Origin of the sequence: Brevibacillus choshinensis (genome assembly GCF_016811915.1) — a bacterium.
In the GTDB taxonomy this organism is placed as follows: domain Bacteria; phylum Bacillota; class Bacilli; order Brevibacillales; family Brevibacillaceae; genus Brevibacillus; species Brevibacillus choshinensis_A.
In genome coordinates this window covers 3,716,652-3,733,159 of sequence record NZ_CP069127.1, presented here as the reverse complement: position 1 = coordinate 3,733,159, position 16,508 = coordinate 3,716,652, and the positions used below count along the sequence as shown (strand labels likewise).

The window sequence follows — 16,508 nt, the reverse complement described above, 5'->3', positions numbered from 1 at the left end:
GAGTCCTTGTATGACAGTGGAAATGAGCACATCTCTGGGGAAAATAGATGTAACAGAAGAAGTGATCGCTCGGATTGCGGGAGGCGCCGCTATGGAAGTCTTCGGACTCGTAGGTATGTCTCCGCGAAAAGCGCTTAAGGATGGAATCGCCGAGCTGCTGGGACGAGATAACCTGAGCAAAGGGGTCGTCGTTCACAACCAGAACGGTGAAGTGACATTGGACATGCATATCATCGTCAGTTATGGCGTTAAAATTTCTGAGGTCGCGGGTAATGTACAGCGTCGCGTTCGTTATACCTTGGAGCAAACTGTAGGAATCGATGTCACTGCCGTGAATATTTTCGTGCAGGGAGTTCGTACAGACAGGGATACATAATTAAGGAGGAACATCAGTTGGTACATACGCGTCTTGATGGCGTGCTTTTTAGCCGGATGGTTTACCTGGGGGCAAACCTTTTGTCTGAAAACGTCAAAGTGGTCGATGGGTTGAACGTCTTTCCCGTACCAGATGGAGATACTGGGACAAATATGAATTTGACACTTACATCAGGTGTGGAGGAGCTTTCCCGCAGGGAGTCTCCTCGCATCACAGAAGCGGCTTCTGCACTTGCCAAGGGCTTATTGATGGGAGCACGAGGCAACTCTGGAGTCATTTTATCCCAATTGTTCCGCGGCTTTAGCAAAGCAGTAAACGGGAAGGAGCTGATCAACGCTCGCCAGTTTGCCGAGGCATTAAAATCCGGGGTGGACTCAGCCTATCAAGCAGTCATGAAACCGGTCGAGGGGACGATTCTCACTGTTGCCCGAGAGGCAGCCGACCTGGCTGTCCGTGCCGCTCGCACGACGGAGGATATTGTCGTCGTCATGGAAAAAACGTATGAACAGGCGCAGGCTACCCTGCTGCGCACACCTGAGATGCTCCCTGTACTAAAAGAAGTGGGCGTCGTCGATTCAGGTGGACAAGGACTGTTGTTCATCTATGAAGGATTTTTGCGAGCCCTGCGAGGTGAGTCTCTGGGGGACATCCAGCAAAAGCCGAAGGTAGTGATGAAAGAGGCGGATCTGGACAAACTCGTTCACGAGCAGCACGCGCAAATCCATATGAAAACAGAAGACATCACTTTCGGCTATTGCACGGAGTTCATGGTACATATCGCCAACAGCACCGAGCCTAATAAAAAGCCGTTCTCTGAAGGACTCTTCCGCAGTCAATTGGACCAGATGGGGGATTCTCTCCTGGTCGTGTCTGACGATGAGGTTGTAAAGGTACATATTCACGCAGAGCATCCGGGCAACGTGCTGCAATACGCACAGCAATTCGGAAGCCTTCATCGCCTAAAAATTGAAAACATGCGCGAACAGCATGCCAATATTCTCAAAGCGGAAGAGAATAAGTCGCATCAGGCTGCCGCTGTGTCTACGCAAGCTGAAGCGCTTTCTTACGGCTTGATCGCGGTCGCTGCGGGTGAGGGTATCGCCAAGATTTTGCGAAGCATGGGCGTGCATGTAGTCGTAGAAGGCGGACAAACGATGAATCCGAGCACGGAGGATTTCATGAAGGCCATCGAAGGTCTGCATGCAAACGAAATTTTCATTCTGCCAAACAACAGCAATATCGTCATGGCTGCTCAGCAGGCCGCCGAGTTGGCTGAGGGCTCTGTAACCGTCATTCCCACCAAGAGCATTCCTCAAGGGATGGCCGCGTTGGTCGCTTTCAATGGGGCTGCAGAGGTAGAAGCGAATGAGGGCGCGATGAAGAGAGCCATCGCCTCCGTCAAGACGGGCATGGTCACACACGCCGTACGCGATACGCGCATGGGTGATGTGGAGATCAAAGAGGGCGACTACATCGGGATTTTCGAAAAAGAAATCGTCACCGCTGTTCCAGATCTGATGGAAAGTGCACAGGCTCTTCTTTTGGAAATGGTGGACGAGGACGCTGAGATCGTCACCATGTTCCTCGGGGAAGGGGCGACGGAAGAGCAGGCAGAGGCTCTTGAAGCGGCACTCGCGGACAAGTATCCGGATGTCGAAGTGGAAATCCAGGATGGCGGTCAGCCGCTTTATCCGTTCATCTTTTCGGTTGAGTAATGGTGTAGAGGAGTGCTCGTGAATGCCTATCGTGATTCTTACTGACAGTGCATCTGATATCGATGCGTCTGTACGGCAATCTTTGGGGATCGTGGCAGTGCCGCTGAAGGTGATGTTTGGATCGGAAACCTATCTGGACGGAGTCACTATCACATCCACCGCTTTTTTTGACAAGCTGAAGCAATCGAGCGTGCTGCCGACGACCTCTCAGCCTTCTCCCCTGGAGTTTGCGGAAGCGTACAAGGCGATTTATGAGGAGCATGGGAAAGATGTGCAGATCATCGCCATCATGCTGTCCGCTTCGTTGTCCGGTACGTATCAATCCGCGATGATCGCCAAGTCCATGCTGGAAGAGAGCATCGACATCACCGTGATCGATTCCCGCAAGGCTTCGTATGTCCACGGGATGATCTGTGTGGATGCCGCAAAGGCTGCCAAGGAAGGCAAAAGCAAGCAGCAGATTCTCGACATGATCGATCGCTATCTGGATGAGGTACAAGTGTACTTCATCGTCGATACGCTCGAATTCCTGCAAAAAGGCGGGCGGATCGGCCGAGCAGCAGCGGTCATCGGCTCACTGCTAAACATCAAGCCGATCCTGACTCTGGATCCCGCGGGCTACGTCTCTGCTTTCGACAAGGTGAGGGGCACCAAAAAGGCACTCAATCGCGTTCTGGAAACGTTCCAGGAGTACGCGCAGGGCAAGCCCGTCAAGGTCGGAGTGCTGCACAGTTCGGTTCCCGATCAGGCTGCCGAAATATTGGAGCGCATCAAGCAGGAATTTCAGGTTGCCGACTTTCACCTGGAGGAGATCGGACCGGTAATTGGAACACACGCGGGACCTGGCCTTATCGGAGTTTTAATGGTGAGGGCTGAATAGGAAAAAAGACACTTCCCTTCTCGCGGGTAAGTGTCTTTTTTTGCTGGCTGCTAGGTACTCTCATGGAACCGTCCCATCACGATGGTGTTATAGTAGGTGCCGTCTGCGAGAAGCTTGTCCTGTTTTAAAATGCCTTCGATTTCAAACCCCAGCTTTTGATAGAGGGCAATCGCAGGCTCGTTGGTTTCCAGCACATGCAGGGTCATTTTTCGGATGCCATTTTCGTCCGCCCAGGAAATCGATTGCTGCAATAGCTGTTTTCCGATCCCGTAGCCCCAGAATTCCTTCAAGACGCATACCCCGAATTCGACTTTATGGGAGGAGCGCCTTAACTGATTTCCTTCACAGCGGGAAAAACCGACGATCCGATCGTTTGCGACGGCGACTAAAAACAGGTTCCGTGGATTCTCTGTATCTTCCGAAATGAGCTTCGCGAAGCCTGCTGGATCGATGAATGCCTCGCCTTTTTCCCTGTCCAGATTCTCTGTCTCTCCATCAATTACCAGCCGCAGTGCAGACAATTCTTCTGCATCTTTTTCCACAGCCGAACGAATCGTATAATCGAGTCCCTTTACCGCAAACGCTTGCTTGTCCATGAACATCATGCGATACCCCGTTTCAATTGTATAAAATTGAAAGTATTGAGAGAAGCGTCCCATCATTATAGTTTTTACGTTCTCCTAAGTTCAACCCGTTTTTCTTTGATTTGTGCGAACTGTCTGCCTAGAAGGGAAACCTATAGCGCTTTCAGAGACGGTAGGATACAATGAGAGTGAATCTTGTTGAACCCCTTGTGTACCAGGAGGAGAGGACGGTTGAAGTACAAAAGCGTATTTGATATTATCGGTCCAATCATGGTTGGCCCGTCCAGTTCCCATACAGCGGGTGCTGCGCGCATCGGCAGGGTGGCCCGCAAGCTGTTCGGCAAACAGCCAAAGCGAGCGGAGATCACTTTTTACGGATCATTTGCAAAGACGTATCAAGGGCATGGCTCTGACGTAGCTACAGTGGCGGGCATTCTGGATTTTGACACGTCCGATTTGCGGTTGAAAAATTCACTCGTCATTGCGGAAAAGGCAGGGATGGAAGTGAATTTGACCACGTCGGAGGTCCTGACCGAGCATCCCAATACATCCCGCATCAAGCTGTCCGACGATCAAGCATCGATCGAGATAGTAGGCGTTTCCATCGGCGGTGGCAAGATCGAAGTGTTGGAGATCGATGGCTTCACCTTGCAGCTGGGCTTTGACAGTCCCACCATGCTGGTGCTGCACGAGGATCGCTTCGGCATGATCGCTGCTGTGGCCAAGGTGTTGACCCAGCATCGGATCAACGTGGGGCTGATGGAGGTCTCCCGTCACGACAAAGGATCTCGTGCGCTGATGGCAATCGAGACAGACGCGCCTGTTTCCGCAGAAGTGCTGGAAGAGATCCGGCAGATTCCTTATATATTTAACGTATCCTTGCTTTCGTTGAACTAGCGAATGACGAAATGGCCCAAACGAAAAAGCGGGAGTAGAGGAGTGAATCAATGAGATGTTTCGCAATGTAGCCGAATTGGTTGAATTGGCACAGTCACAGGGAAAGAAAATCTCCCAAGTGATGATCGAAGCAGAGATGGAAGTATCCCAGCGCACGCGAGAAGCCATCATGGAGGAAATGTACGCCAATCTGGATGTCATGGAAAAAGCGGTTCGCCGTGGTCTGACGGAAGACATTCGCTCACACAGTGGACTCACGGGCGGGGACGCGAAGAAACTGCAGGATTATATGAAGAACAAGCCCTTTTTGTCGGGACCGACGCTCCTCAATGCCGTCTCGATGTCGGTGGCGGTGAATGAAGTCAATGCAGCGATGGGGACCATCGTGGCGACGCCGACGGCAGGTGCTTGCGGGATTGTTCCGGGAACGCTGTTTGCGGTATCTGACAAGCTGCAGCCGTCCCGAGAGGACATGGTGAACTACCTGTTTGCAGCTGGGGCAATCGGCTACTGCATCGCCAACAATGCGTTTATTTCCGGCGCGGCAGGAGGCTGTCAGGCGGAAGTCGGTTCGGCGACTGCGATGGCGGCAGCGGCGATCGTAGAAATGGCGGGCGGTACGCCGGAGGAATCGGCGCAAGCGGTAGCGATCGCGCTGAAAAACATGCTCGGTCTGGTCTGTGACCCCGTAGCCGGACTGGTGGAGGTGCCTTGTGTCAAGCGCAATGCGATGGGAGCTGCCATCGCGACCGTTGCGGCTGACATGGCTTTGGCAGGAATCAAGAGCGTCATTCCGACGGATGAAGTCATCGAGGCGATGTACCGGATCGGATGCGCGATGCCTACGACGCTGAAGGAGACGGCTCAGGGCGGACTGGCCGCGACTCAGACAGGGCGCCAAATCGAGGCCAAGATTTTCGGCGTTCGGTTGGACAAGTAATGACCACGGCTTATCAAGCGCCCGTCTCCAAGCTGCACGGGGTAGGAGAAGAGCGGGCGAAGGCTTTTGCCGGGCTCGGGATTCACAGCGTAGGTGATCTGCTGGAGTACTTCCCGACTCGGTACGAAGACTACCGCGTGCGTGATTTGACAGAGGTAAAAGACGGAGAGAGGGTCACGCTGGCAGGTACTGTCTACGGCGAACCCTCTGTTCGTTTTTATGGAAAAGGCAAATCTCGCATTTCCGTCAAGGTAGTCATGGATCGGGTGGTCGTCACTGCGGTCTGGTTCAATCAGACGTTCGTGAAGACGAGATTGTCGCCAGGCAAGGAAATCCTCCTCACGGGAAAGTGGGACAAGCACAAGCTGCAGGTCACGGTCAATGAAATGACCGAGGTGGATTCGGAGCGGGCCGCCAAACGCGGCGAGCTGGCACCCGTCTATCCGCTTGGCGGCGACGTCACGCACAATCTGCTGCGCAAAACCATCCAGCTGGCGCTGCGACAATACGGTCAGGAGATACCGGAAATTTTGCCTCCCGATATCGTGGAGCGCTATCGACTGATGCCGCGGGTCGAGGCTTTTCATACCATCCATTTTCCGGCCAATGCGGAAGTGGGGAGACAGGCGCGGCGGCGGATCATGTTCGAAGAGCTGTTCCTATTCCAGCTGAAGATGCAGACGCTGCGCCGTGTGAATCGGGAGCAGACAGCTGGAATGGCCTTGTCCATCCCGATGGAGGAGGTCCGCCAATTTGTTGCTTCTTTGCCGTTTCCGCTCACGGATGCACAAAAGCGGGTCGTGAAGGAAATTCTAGACGATATGCGCGCGCCGCACGCGATGAATCGCTTGCTGCAAGGGGACGTAGGCTCGGGGAAAACGGTCGTCGCCGCCATCGCGCTGATTGCCGCTGTCAAAGCGGGATTCCAGGGAGCGCTGATGGTGCCGACGGAAATTTTGGCCGAACAGCACGTCCAGTCCCTGACCAATCTGTTGTCTCCGTACGGCATCGAGGTGGCGCTTTTGTCCGGATCGCTCACGGCCAAACGCAGGCGTGAGGTCATCGGGTCCTTGCAGATGGGGCTCATTGATGTCATCGTCGGGACGCATGCTTTGATCCAGGAGGATGTCTTCTTTTCGCGCCTGGGTCTGGTCATCACCGACGAGCAGCACCGCTTTGGGGTGGAGCAGCGGCGGATTTTGCGCAGCAAGGGGCTGTCACCTGACGTTTTATTCATGACAGCGACCCCCATTCCCCGGACGCTGGCAATTACCGCGTTTGGCGATATGGATGTCTCCACGATCGATCAGATGCCGGCGGGTCGCAAGCCGATCGAGACGACGTGGAAAAAGCACGATCAGTTCCCGGCCGTTCTGGAGCAGATGCGTGACGAGCTGCGAAAAGGGCGTCAGGCATACGTCATCTGTCCGTTGATCGAAGAGTCCGAAAAGCTGGACGTGCAAAATGCGATTGACGTCCATGCACAGCTCACGCACGTTTTTCCCGAGTTTGGCGTAGGTCTGATGCACGGACGTCTGCCTGCCAAGGAAAAGGATGCGGTCATGCAGGCCTTTCTCGCCGGGGAGCACGCTGTACTTGTTTCCACTACGGTCGTCGAGGTCGGGGTAAACGTGCCGAATGCCACCTACATGGTCATCTATGACGCGGAGCGATTTGGCCTCGCGCAGCTGCACCAATTGCGCGGACGTGTAGGCCGCGGCTCTGAGCAGTCCTATTGCGTGCTGATTGCCGATCCCAAGTCGGAAATCGGAAAAGAGCGGATGCGTGTCATGTGCGAGACGACGGACGGTTTCGAGCTGTCCCAGCGCGATCTCGAGCTTCGCGGGCCTGGCGATTTCTTCGGCACCAAGCAGAGCGGTCTCCCCGAATTTAAAGTGGCGGATCTCTTGAGCGACTACAAGGCGCTGGAGGTGGCTCGCCAGGAGACTGCCAAGCTCGTGGCGGACTCTGCCTTTTGGCGCGATGATCAGTACCGCTGGCTGCGCGATTACTTGAAGCGTGAAGGCGTACTGGATGGAATCGTCTTTGACTAGAAACGAAATACTGCGACATAGCTAGGGTAAAGCCTTCTCTGATACGAACAGAGGAGGCTTTTTCTCGTACAGACGCCGCCCGGATTTTGAGTATCCACCGAAACGAATCAGGCAGTAGCAACGTCAATATCAGCATTAGGAAAAATTTCCAGATGAGATAAAGGGGCGTTTCTTTATGCGTTTGCTTCGCCTTGTTCAGTGGGGGCTGTTGTTTCTGGCAATTGGTTTGTCTATTTCCGGGTGCAGCTTTGGCAGCAATCCGGCGAGCAGCGGGTCTGGCGGCACAGAAGTGGCTTCACGGCCTCCGGCTCCACCTCCTGAGAAGATTGCCACGGCAGATGATCCTGCTGCGGTGCCCCCATCCTCTTCGCCCCCTTCTGAGTGGCGGAGAGAGGAAATTCCGTTCGACTATGATGCGATGAAGGAAGATGTGAGAATCCAGCTGGACACGGAGCCGCGGCTTCAGTCCCCCATACGCACGGTTGTCGGAGCTGCTCCGCAGGCCTACACGCTCTTTTTTCGGGAACCGATGGATCGCCCCAGTGTAGAGGAGGCGATTCGTTTTCATGCCAAAGATACCTCCCAGCCTCATTATGTAGAGCCTCTCCTTGCGTTTCACTGGGTCCATGACCGGCAGCTGCACGTATTGGCGACGCTGTCCAAGCTGCCCGATGTCGATCGTGCTGGGCCAGAGTACGTATTGGATGCTGGGGGAGCCAAGGCTCTCAAAGGAAAAGAAATCGGGGAGGGCCTAGCGTTTCGTGCCGTTGCCATCCCAGCTGGACAAATTTGGCGGGTATCACTCGATGGGACTCGGAAAGAAAGGATCTCCGCATTAACCGCTCCTTATTTTGTTTCGCGTGCACTGGACAGGGAAAACAGATTCTTGCTCGCATACCGCTATCGGGAATTTTGTGAGTGCGATGCGCCCCACATCCCGCTGTATGCCATTTACGATGTGAATCAAAAGGAGCTGACCCGCTATCCCGTACCGCTGACCGTCAACTACCGGGGAAACGGTGATTTTGTCGCGGATCGACGCGGCTTCTTCTACGCCAAGCCTGAAGGGGAGGGGCAAGTGCCGGAAAGCGAATGGGCGACTCCCGTCAACGTGAAGGGCTTCGTGCACGGAGCGAGCTTCAGTCATAATCGTCGGTACGTGCTGATGGCAGTGGGTGCTGCCGAGCAGAAAGACGATCTCGATCTCGTCATTCGCGATCTCGAAACGGGAGGAGAGCAGCGACTTCCTGGAGCAGTGAAAGGTACGATCCCGACGAGCGAGGCGGACGGTTCGATCCTGCCTGTGACCTTCGACGATGCCGGGCGCTACGCGACGTTCATCATGCGGGAGAACGCGGACAGCCTCACCGAGGTTCGCCAGCGCTACGATTGGAAAACCGAGAAAGTGATCAGCTGGAATCCCCCTGTTGCCCAAGATGTATGGTCAGGCTATTCCCAGTCCGATGACGGGAAGTACCAGATGTACTATAATGGCGGACTCTACCAGGGCGCTAAGCTGATCACCGAATTGGAGCGCTCGGGAATGTGGGTGCCGGGGACGCACCTGCTGGTGTATGCCAAGTGGGAGGATGGGAAGGAGGGCAAGCCGTCCACAGAGTCGCTTCGCCTTTATGACGCCGACCAGCGCCGGGAGCGGGTGATTCTGGAAGGATTGCCCCATGATGTTGGGGTGATCGGGGCGAGCAGCGATGGCAAATGGCTGCTCGTGCAAAGTGAGCAGGATCTGACGGATTAGCTGCCTGTGTACTCGCGTCTGAGCATGGACAGGACGATCAATGATTCGTACTCATCGCCTGTCCGCAGGCCTTCGCGAAGCGTGCCCTCCATGCAAAAGCCCTCGGACAGGTACAGCTGCAGGGCGCACTTTTTCGTCTCTTTGACATCCAGCCATAGGCGGTGGGCGTTCCGATCTGCGAACGCCCACTTTTTGACTTGTCGCAAGATGGTGAGACCGTCTAGCATTTGCAGACCATCAGCAGGTTGCCGTCTGGGTCGCGGAACGTAAACCAGTGCCCGCTTTCGATGGGGCTCACGAGCGTAACGCCCATCTCTTGCAGGTAGCGGTAAGCTGCCTCGATGTCCTGCGTGTTGAAATGAAACAGCGGAGCGTCACTGGGTGAGCTTTTTGGGAAAATTTTGCTGTCCAGGATGAGCGTGGGGCCCTTTTGCATCGGAATGCAGTAGAGATGGCCGAACAAGATGTCTTGATCAGCAGGTATGCCGAGCAGCCGGCAATACCAGTCGCGGGCTTCTTCGATGTGCCGAACAGGCACGAATACTGCGCCAATTTCTGTCTGCAGAGGGGAGGATTCCATGGAACTCACCTTCTTTTCTAGAGGTCGCCACACAGCGCACCTGCTTTTTTGTACAGGATTCTGCCATGTGCTTGGAATCCCTGCTTTCTTGGAGAAAAAATTACCAGCACATTTTTAGAGGGAAGGGGTATAAAAGCGAACGTTTGTTTGCTATACTAAGAACAAAAGGATTTGCGAACGCTTGTTCTGCAAATAGGGATTATCACATTCAGTTTTCTAATTACTAAGGGGATGGCAATATGGCCAATGCGAACAAACGGATCGTTTTTTTGGTCGATATGCAGAGTTTTTATGCCAGTATCGAGAAAGCGGCCAACCCACAGCTGCGGAATCAACCAATCGTCGTGGCGGGAGACCCGGAGCGGCGCAGCGGGGTGGTCCTGGCGGCATGCCCGATTGCCAAATCGTACGGCGTGGTTACGGCGGAGGCACTGTGGCAGGCTCAGCAAAAGTGCCGCAACCTCGTGGTGGTTCGTCCGCGGATGGAGATGTACATCCGCATCTCGATGCAGATTACCCAAATTTTTGAGGCGTTCACGGATAAGGTGGAGCCGTACTCGATTGACGAACAGTTTCTCGATGTGACGGGCAGTGTCCACCTGTTTGGAGGGGATCCCCTGCAGATGGCAGCGCAAATCCGGCGGCGCGTCTGGCTGGAGACCGGGATCAACTGCCGGGTGGGAATCGGAGAGAATAAAGTGCTGGCCAAAATGGCTTGTGACAACTTTGCCAAGAAGCGGGAGGAAGGCGTTTTTTGGCTCAAGCGGGAGGAGCTGGCTGAGACCCTCTGGAAACTGCCGATTGAAAAGCTGTTTGGCGTAGGGTCTCGGATGAAGCGTCACTTTCACCGCATGGGGGTCTATCAGATCAGGCAGCTGGCGGAGCTGGCACCGAATGTGCTCACCCGCCGCTTTGGAGTGAATGGCGAGGTGCTGTGGCGCACCGCCCGGGGCCTGGATGACTCGCCGGTCTCGCTGAATACGTACGATACCCAAAAAGGGATCGGTCACCACATGACGCTCCCCCGGGATTACCACACGGGCGCCGAAATCAAGGTCGTGCTGCTGGAGCTGTGTGAAGAGGTGTGCCGGCGGGCGCGGAGCAAGGAGCTGATGGGTTCTGTACTTTCTGTCGGCTGCCGCGGAGCCGATTTCGATGTGATGACAGGCTTTGGGCGGCAGATGAAGCTGGAGGAGCAGACGAATGATGCCATGACGCTGTATGAAGCGGCCTGCTGCCTTTTTGACCGGCATTGGCAGGAGACCCCCGTGCGCAGCATCGGCGTCACGCTGGGACAGCTGGTGCCCGACAATGTCCTGCAGCTCAATCTGTTCACGGATCATCACAAGCGCCGTTCGCTCGCCCATGCGATGGATGACATCCGCACCCGCTACGGTCAGGATGCCATCCTGCGGGCAGCTTCTCTGCTCGGAGCAGGTCAGGCGAAAGAGCGAGCCCGCAAGATCGGGGGGCATTACAAGTGACCGAGCAGCAGGTGGGATCGCCAGAAGGAGAGCAGGAGATGATGCGCCTGTACATTTTGCATGGCATCTTGTTTCGGGCCGTCATGGTGGATCTGGGGCAGGTGCGGATCGTACCGCTGAAGCTGTCCTATCAGGCGGTTTTTGATTGGCTGTTCCTGGAGATTTCCCGCTGGGCAGAGCGTCAGCACCACCAGCTTCGACGCCTGCTGCGCCAGCGGGGATGCGTAGTGGTCAGCTACCGCCGGCAGGGGCATGTCTACGTCGTGCACTATCGGCAGCGCGGGTATTTGCGGGAAGCGATTTATTCGATCGAAATCTTGCGTGCCGAGTGCCAGGAGCTCGTCGGTCAATGGATCGCACACTATCAGCGAGGAGAGAACACGCCATGAGGGAGACACGTGTGTCCAAAAAAGATAATCTGTTTGCATCCAGCCGGTTCGTGCTACCTGAGCATCGGGAGTTGTACGCGCGGATCAAGGAGGAGGAGCGCCGCTATGTACCTCCGCAGCTGGACCAGGAACAGCTGGGAGAGATGAGCGAGCGGGTATGGCAGGCGTATCAGACGGGCAGCGGCCTGACTTTGACCTATTACGACGGACAGCAGCCGCGCCTCCTGTCTGCTCACGTCGTTCACATCGATCGGGAAAAACGGCGGATCAAGCTGCGCGCCGGCACCGATGTCCATTGGATTTCGTTTGCCCGGCTGCTGCATGTGGAGGTCGCTTCCGGTTTTTGAGCTGTCTGCCAGCAATTTCTTTTCCCATCATTCAAGAAATCGACAAACTTGGGCTGCTCCTGAAAACGCAAGCTGCAAAAAAACGAGTCTGAATGAACAAATGGCGTGCGTGATGACGAGGCGTGATTCCTGAAACGAAATGCGGTCAAAAACAACCGTTTTTCGCGTTTTTTTGGCTGCCATGGATTTTGCCAGAACGGGAGGTTTCCCTGTATTGTTAGGATATCTTTTGAAGCAGATATCTGAGGGACAGAACAAAGGGGACTGGAAATGTTAGCACAAGAAATGGGTGTCATGTTCACCAAGCACGCGGATCAGATTACTTCCAAGCGTTGGGGTGAATTTATTCAACAACTGGAGGAAAAAGGACTGTACGTGGTCATCGAAACGGATACCATCGGAAGAGTGATGAGTCCTTTGGGCGGGTTGATGCCAATGCCGTGTAAGAGTGAGACGCTCCATATTCTGACCGCAGCTGAGCTGGAACAACGCGGCTTGCCGATCGGTCACCACATCGTCACGAAAAGCAAAGACAAAGCCGTGAACCAATAACGGACCATAGGAGAACAAAAGCAGCCTTTCCGAGCGGGAACGATTATCCCGTGAGGAAAGGCTTTTTGTTTCAAAAAATCCGGGGATTGAAATGATCCGTGAAAGAGGGACCGACAAATGCCCATCTGCATACGGTGATAGCAGAAGAGTGTGTCTGTTTGCTCGTCCATGTGTGCACGGCAAACAGAAAAACAGGAGGGGACAACCGCTATGGCAGACGGCAATGCGCTGAGACGATTGCAGGAAGTCCAGTTTGCACTCGTGGAGCTGCAGCTCTATTTGGACATGAATCCGGATGACCAGCGTGCCGTGAAGCAGTACAAAGAGCTGTCCGAGCAGCTGGCTCAGCTGAAGAAAGCGTACGAAAAGGAACGCGGCCCGCTGATGCAGTACGGCAACTCATCGTCCCCCGATCGCTGGGCATGGCACAAGACGCCCTGGCCATGGGAAATTGAGTATTGAGGATAGGTGACAACGGTATGTGGATCTATGAGAAGACATTGGAAATCCCGGTACGGGTGAGCAAGCCTGATCTGCAAATGGCGAAATTCCTCATTACGCAATACGGAGGGCCGGACGGAGAACTTTCTGCCGCGCTGCGGTATCTGAATCAGCGCTACACCATGCCAAACAAGCGAATCAAGGCGTTGTTGACAGACATTGGGACGGAAGAGCTGGGACACATGGAAGTGATAGCGACACTCGTATACAAGCTGCTTAAGGACGCTACCCCCGTGCAGATGCGGGAGGCAGGGCTGGGAGCGCACTATGCCGATCATGACAAAGCGTTGTTCTACACGGATGCCAATGGCGTACCGTGGACGGCTGCGTACATTCAGACCAAGGGAGATCCGATTGCAGACCTGGCTGACAATATCGCGGCAGAGGAGAAATCAAGGGCGACCTATCAGTGGCTGATCAATCTCACGGATGATCCGGAAGTGGGCCAGGTCCTGAAGTATTTGCGCGGACGAGAGATTGTACACTCCCAGCGCTTTCGCGAAGCCCTTTTCATGCTGGAAGAAGAAAACCGTGCGAACAAGGCAAAGAAAGGGGATGACGATATATGAACAGGAGAAGACAGGACCCATTCGACCCGCGACATGGCTATCTGTGGCCTCCCGTGAGCCGGCTCCCTCTGAATGGAAAGCAAGCCAGCGTACGTGGACTGCGGCCGACGAACCGAAAGGCAACGGACCACCATCCCATCGCCCCAATATATCCGTTTCCGCCGGATCCGTACATCCAGCAGTTCAGGCTTTCCGAAGCGCTGCAGACAGGGACGCTATTTCAATGGCTGCATACGCCAGAGAAGGATGAGTCCAAAGAGGGAATCACGACAGAAAAAGAAACGGGACCAGACGATAACAGCCAGTCTGAAGAGCCGAAGCCGGGATCGTAGGGGAATCATGGCACGGCATGCGTAGACAAGCTGCGGATGAGGGGATGCGGAGAAGAGGGGCTGCGGGCTAGAAAACTGCAAGTGAAGGCCCAAATGGGGCGGCAGTAAAGAAAACCCGTCCCTTGTCTGCTAGAGGAGACGGGTTTTCCCTGAGCCAATTTACAATGCCGGCCTAAATGAGATACACTCATAGGGAATTGATGAATCACTAATCAAGCAAAGGGGAGAGTGTCATGCCGAAAAACGAGGCGACATCCGTTAATCGCAAGGCAGAAATCATATCAGCTGCGATCGAAGTGTTTGCAGAGAGCGGATATTACCGAGCCACAACCGCACAGGTAGCAGAGCGCGCAAAAATCTCCCAGCCATATGTGTTCCGATTTTTTTCCACCAAGGAAGCCCTGCTGCTGACGGCTTTGGAAGTATCCTGGACGAGGATTATCGACTCTTTCCGTGCGGTGGTTGCCTCTTCCACAGCGAACCAGCTTGAGGCCGATCTGATCAAGGCCTATGAGCGGATATTGGAGGACCATCGCAGTGAGACACTGCTGCAGATGCAGGCTCAAACCATCCAGGAAGAATCGATCCGGACAGCGATGCGGGACGGTATGAGGGAAGTCCGCCAGATCGTGCTGGAAGCCTTTCAGAAAGCGGGGATTCCCCATCCGGAGGAAAGAACGCTGCTTTTTCTGGCAAGAGGAATGCTGTGCAATATCTCGATGGCATTGAACATGCCTGAATTAATGGAGGTGTAAGGTGGCGAACAAGCCATCAAAAATAGTTATTGACTAATCACTAACAGTGGTATATTCTCTAAACAAGTTAGTGATTGATCAATCACTAAAACGAAAACGAAATGGGAGATGATCTCAAATGAATCGAGCAATCGTAGTGGGAGCAACAGGTGGCACAGGGGCAGCGATTACAGCGGAACTGGTCAAACGGGGAATTCCTGTCATTGCATTCGGACGGTCTTTGCAAAAGCTGAAGGACTTAGCGGTAGAATTGGGCAGCCCGGCACATCTCTCACTGGCTGTCGGCGATGCCTTCCGATCGAAAGACATACTCGCTGCGGCGGACGGAGTGGATGTACTCTTTCATTGCGCGAATGTGCCGTACCATGAGATGGCTGACAAACTCATCCCGCTGGGAGAAGCGGTCATGGAAGCAGCCAATCAAAAACACTTGAAGGTCGTCGCGATCGACGGTATTTATCCATATGGCAGAAGACAGATGGATAAAGTGACAGAGAATCATCCGAAGCAGCCGCACACCAAGAAAGGAAAAGTCCGGCTGGCATTCGAGCAGATGCTTTTCAGCGATCGCTGGACAGAGGTACAGACCATGGTCGTACGCTTGCCGGATTACTATGGACCCACGGCCAACCAAGCCTCGTATTTAGGATCGACACTGGAGGCCATAGCGCAAGGGAAGCCAGCCTTTTTCATCGGGAACATGGTCGTTCCGCGCGAGTACGTATACTTGCCGGATGCAGCAGCGATGGTAGTCGAGCTGGCATGCAGGGATCATGCCTATGGTCAAAACTGGAACATTCCGGGAGCAGGGACGATTTCGGGCAAGGAGATCGTTCGGATCGCCCGGAAGGCCAGTGGGAAAACGAAGCCCGTCATCCCGCTTGGAAGAGTCGGGCTGTCGATACTGGGACGGTTCGTACCCGTGATGAAAGAAGTAATCGAGATGCTCTATTTGACGGAGGAGCCGCTGCTTTTGAGTGCAGAAAAATACAAGCGGGAGATTGGTCCCATAAAAGCAACACCGTTTGAGGAAGGGATTAACGCGACGATCCATGCTCTGCAAAGCCAGCGGGAGCGAAGCTCGTAAGCTGTGCGTGAGTTAGTGATTAATCAATCACAATGAATCGAAAGGTTCTAGGTGGTCTTGTGAAATCATGGTATCCTGATGAGAGAATGCTCGGGCGTCCGACATGGCGCCGATACCATGAAAAGGAATGACCAAACGATGAGCTGCGAGAAGGGGATCACGATCCGACCTTACAGGAATGACGACGAAGAAGCCATTCGCCGATACTGTTTGCCTCAAGAGCAGGCCATTTATACATCGATGCCGGCAGACATCATTAGAACGTCTCAAGAGAATCCGTACAATCAGCCATACGTTGTGAAGGCAGATGATCAGCTGGTCGGCTGTTTTGTCCTCTACCACGATCCAACGGGGAACCCGTACACAAGCAATCAGCGCGCCCTTCTCTTTAAATCCTTTTCCATTGACTCCCGCCATCAAAAGAAAGGGTACGCCTATGAGGCGCTGCGATCACTGGCTGAGATAGCGAAGCAGTCGTATCCGAATCACGGCGAAATCATTTTGACGGTTCACCATACGAATACACCGGCGATCCAACTGTATCGGAAAGCGGGATTCGTCGACAAAGGACTTAGATTTGCAGGTACACATGGGGAAGAACTCATCATGCATTTGGACGTGTCATTTAAGCTACCTTAGACCAGTATGAGGAAATATAAGCTTCAAAGGAGCAGGAAACCAAAAAATGCCGACAGCCTGTCCAAAATCAG

20 protein-coding genes are annotated in these 16,508 nt (G+C 54.1%); 17 read left to right on the top strand and 3 right to left on the bottom strand.

The features are described 5' to 3' along the window. The first annotated feature begins 10 nt into the window (after nucleotides 1-10). From JNE38_RS18805 to JNE38_RS18795, 3 genes are read left to right on the top strand one after another with little or no spacing between them, the layout of a single operon-like run. Nucleotides 11-376 (top strand): Asp23/Gls24 family envelope stress response protein, encoded by a 366-nt coding sequence (locus JNE38_RS18805; RefSeq protein ID WP_203255156.1) that lies wholly within the window; start codon nucleotides 11-13, stop codon nucleotides 374-376. A 17-nt stretch (nucleotides 377-393) separates the two neighbouring features. Beyond that, a complete protein-coding gene (locus JNE38_RS18800; RefSeq protein ID WP_203255155.1) occupies nucleotides 394-2,091 on the top strand; it encodes a DAK2 domain-containing protein in 1,698 nt (565 codons plus the stop codon). A gap of 22 nt (nucleotides 2,092-2,113) precedes the next feature. After that, nucleotides 2,114-2,971 (top strand): DegV family protein, encoded by an 858-nt coding sequence (locus JNE38_RS18795; RefSeq protein ID WP_203255154.1) that lies wholly within the window; start codon nucleotides 2,114-2,116, stop codon nucleotides 2,969-2,971. 50 nt (nucleotides 2,972-3,021) lie between these two features. On the opposite strand, the gene JNE38_RS18790 is transcribed toward JNE38_RS18795, so the two are convergent. After that, a complete protein-coding gene (locus JNE38_RS18790; protein ID WP_203357638.1) occupies nucleotides 3,022-3,573 on the bottom strand; it encodes a GNAT family N-acetyltransferase in 552 nt (183 codons plus the stop codon). A 213-nt stretch (nucleotides 3,574-3,786) separates the two neighbouring features. On the opposite strand from JNE38_RS18790, the gene sdaAB reads away from it, so the two are divergent. From sdaAB to JNE38_RS18770, 4 genes are all read left to right on the top strand, one after another. Beyond that, on the top strand, nucleotides 3,787-4,452 hold the full coding sequence (gene sdaAB, locus JNE38_RS18785) for an L-serine ammonia-lyase, iron-sulfur-dependent subunit beta (protein WP_203255153.1): 666 nt from the start codon (nucleotides 3,787-3,789) through the stop codon (nucleotides 4,450-4,452). Nucleotides 4,453-4,507: 55 nt separating this feature from the next. Next, a complete protein-coding gene (gene sdaAA, locus JNE38_RS18780) occupies nucleotides 4,508-5,392 on the top strand; it encodes an L-serine ammonia-lyase, iron-sulfur-dependent, subunit alpha (protein ID WP_203255152.1) in 885 nt (294 codons plus the stop codon). Next, nucleotides 5,392-7,446, top strand: a complete 2,055-nt coding sequence (recG, locus tag JNE38_RS18775) for an ATP-dependent DNA helicase RecG (protein WP_203255151.1) — start codon at nucleotides 5,392-5,394, stop codon at nucleotides 7,444-7,446. Before sdaAA ends, recG begins: the two co-directional genes overlap by 1 nt. A 175-nt stretch (nucleotides 7,447-7,621) precedes the next feature. Next, a complete protein-coding gene (locus JNE38_RS18770) occupies nucleotides 7,622-9,202 on the top strand; it encodes a hypothetical protein (protein ID WP_203255150.1) in 1,581 nt (526 codons plus the stop codon). Here the strand turns inward: JNE38_RS18770 and JNE38_RS18765 are convergent. Then, nucleotides 9,199-9,429: a GNAT family N-acetyltransferase gene (locus tag JNE38_RS18765; protein WP_203255149.1), complete on the bottom strand. Its 231-nt coding sequence runs from the start codon at nucleotides 9,427-9,429 to the stop codon at nucleotides 9,199-9,201. The two genes, JNE38_RS18770 and JNE38_RS18765, sit on opposite strands and share 4 nt — an antisense overlap. After that, nucleotides 9,423-9,782, bottom strand: a complete 360-nt coding sequence (locus JNE38_RS18760) for a VOC family protein (RefSeq protein ID WP_203255148.1) — start codon at nucleotides 9,780-9,782, stop codon at nucleotides 9,423-9,425. The genes JNE38_RS18765 and JNE38_RS18760 overlap by 7 nt, the downstream gene beginning before the upstream one ends. 239 nt (nucleotides 9,783-10,021) lie before the next feature. On the opposite strand from JNE38_RS18760, the gene JNE38_RS18755 reads away from it, so the two are divergent. The 10 genes from JNE38_RS18755 to JNE38_RS18710 all read left to right on the top strand — a co-directional run bounded on the left by JNE38_RS18755 (nucleotide 10,022) and on the right by JNE38_RS18710 (nucleotide 16,437). Continuing rightward, nucleotides 10,022-11,266, top strand: coding sequence for a DNA polymerase IV (locus JNE38_RS18755; RefSeq protein WP_203255147.1), 1,245 nt, complete (start codon nucleotides 10,022-10,024; stop codon nucleotides 11,264-11,266). Beyond that, nucleotides 11,263-11,655, top strand: a complete 393-nt coding sequence (locus tag JNE38_RS18750) for a YhjD family protein (RefSeq protein ID WP_238933373.1) — start codon at nucleotides 11,263-11,265, stop codon at nucleotides 11,653-11,655. The genes JNE38_RS18755 and JNE38_RS18750 overlap by 4 nt, the downstream gene beginning before the upstream one ends. Then, nucleotides 11,652-12,002 (top strand): YolD-like family protein, encoded by a 351-nt coding sequence (locus JNE38_RS18745; RefSeq protein ID WP_203255146.1) that lies wholly within the window; start codon nucleotides 11,652-11,654, stop codon nucleotides 12,000-12,002. Before JNE38_RS18750 ends, JNE38_RS18745 begins: the two co-directional genes overlap by 4 nt. Nucleotides 12,003-12,272: 270 nt before the next feature. Then, nucleotides 12,273-12,554 (top strand): hypothetical protein, encoded by a 282-nt coding sequence (locus tag JNE38_RS18740; RefSeq protein WP_203255145.1) that lies wholly within the window; start codon nucleotides 12,273-12,275, stop codon nucleotides 12,552-12,554. Between the two features lie 210 nt (nucleotides 12,555-12,764). Further along, nucleotides 12,765-13,016, top strand: coding sequence for a spore coat protein CotJB (locus JNE38_RS18735; protein WP_203255144.1), 252 nt, complete (start codon nucleotides 12,765-12,767; stop codon nucleotides 13,014-13,016). Nucleotides 13,017-13,033: 17 nt separating this feature from the next. Then, nucleotides 13,034-13,624, top strand: coding sequence for a manganese catalase family protein (locus tag JNE38_RS18730; RefSeq protein WP_203255143.1), 591 nt, complete (start codon nucleotides 13,034-13,036; stop codon nucleotides 13,622-13,624). Next, complete coding sequence (locus JNE38_RS18725) at nucleotides 13,621-13,956, top strand: hypothetical protein (protein ID WP_203255142.1); 336 nt, start codon at nucleotides 13,621-13,623, stop codon at nucleotides 13,954-13,956. The genes JNE38_RS18730 and JNE38_RS18725 overlap by 4 nt, the downstream gene beginning before the upstream one ends. Nucleotides 13,957-14,189: 233 nt before the next feature. Continuing rightward, nucleotides 14,190-14,711 (top strand): TetR/AcrR family transcriptional regulator, encoded by a 522-nt coding sequence (locus JNE38_RS18720; protein WP_203255141.1) that lies wholly within the window; start codon nucleotides 14,190-14,192, stop codon nucleotides 14,709-14,711. Between the two features lie 118 nt (nucleotides 14,712-14,829). Continuing rightward, nucleotides 14,830-15,798 (top strand): NAD-dependent epimerase/dehydratase family protein, encoded by a 969-nt coding sequence (locus tag JNE38_RS18715; protein ID WP_203255140.1) that lies wholly within the window; start codon nucleotides 14,830-14,832, stop codon nucleotides 15,796-15,798. Nucleotides 15,799-15,936: 138 nt separating this feature from the next. After that, nucleotides 15,937-16,437 (top strand): GNAT family N-acetyltransferase, encoded by a 501-nt coding sequence (locus JNE38_RS18710; protein WP_203255139.1) that lies wholly within the window; start codon nucleotides 15,937-15,939, stop codon nucleotides 16,435-16,437. Nucleotides 16,438-16,508: the final 71 nt, after the last annotated feature.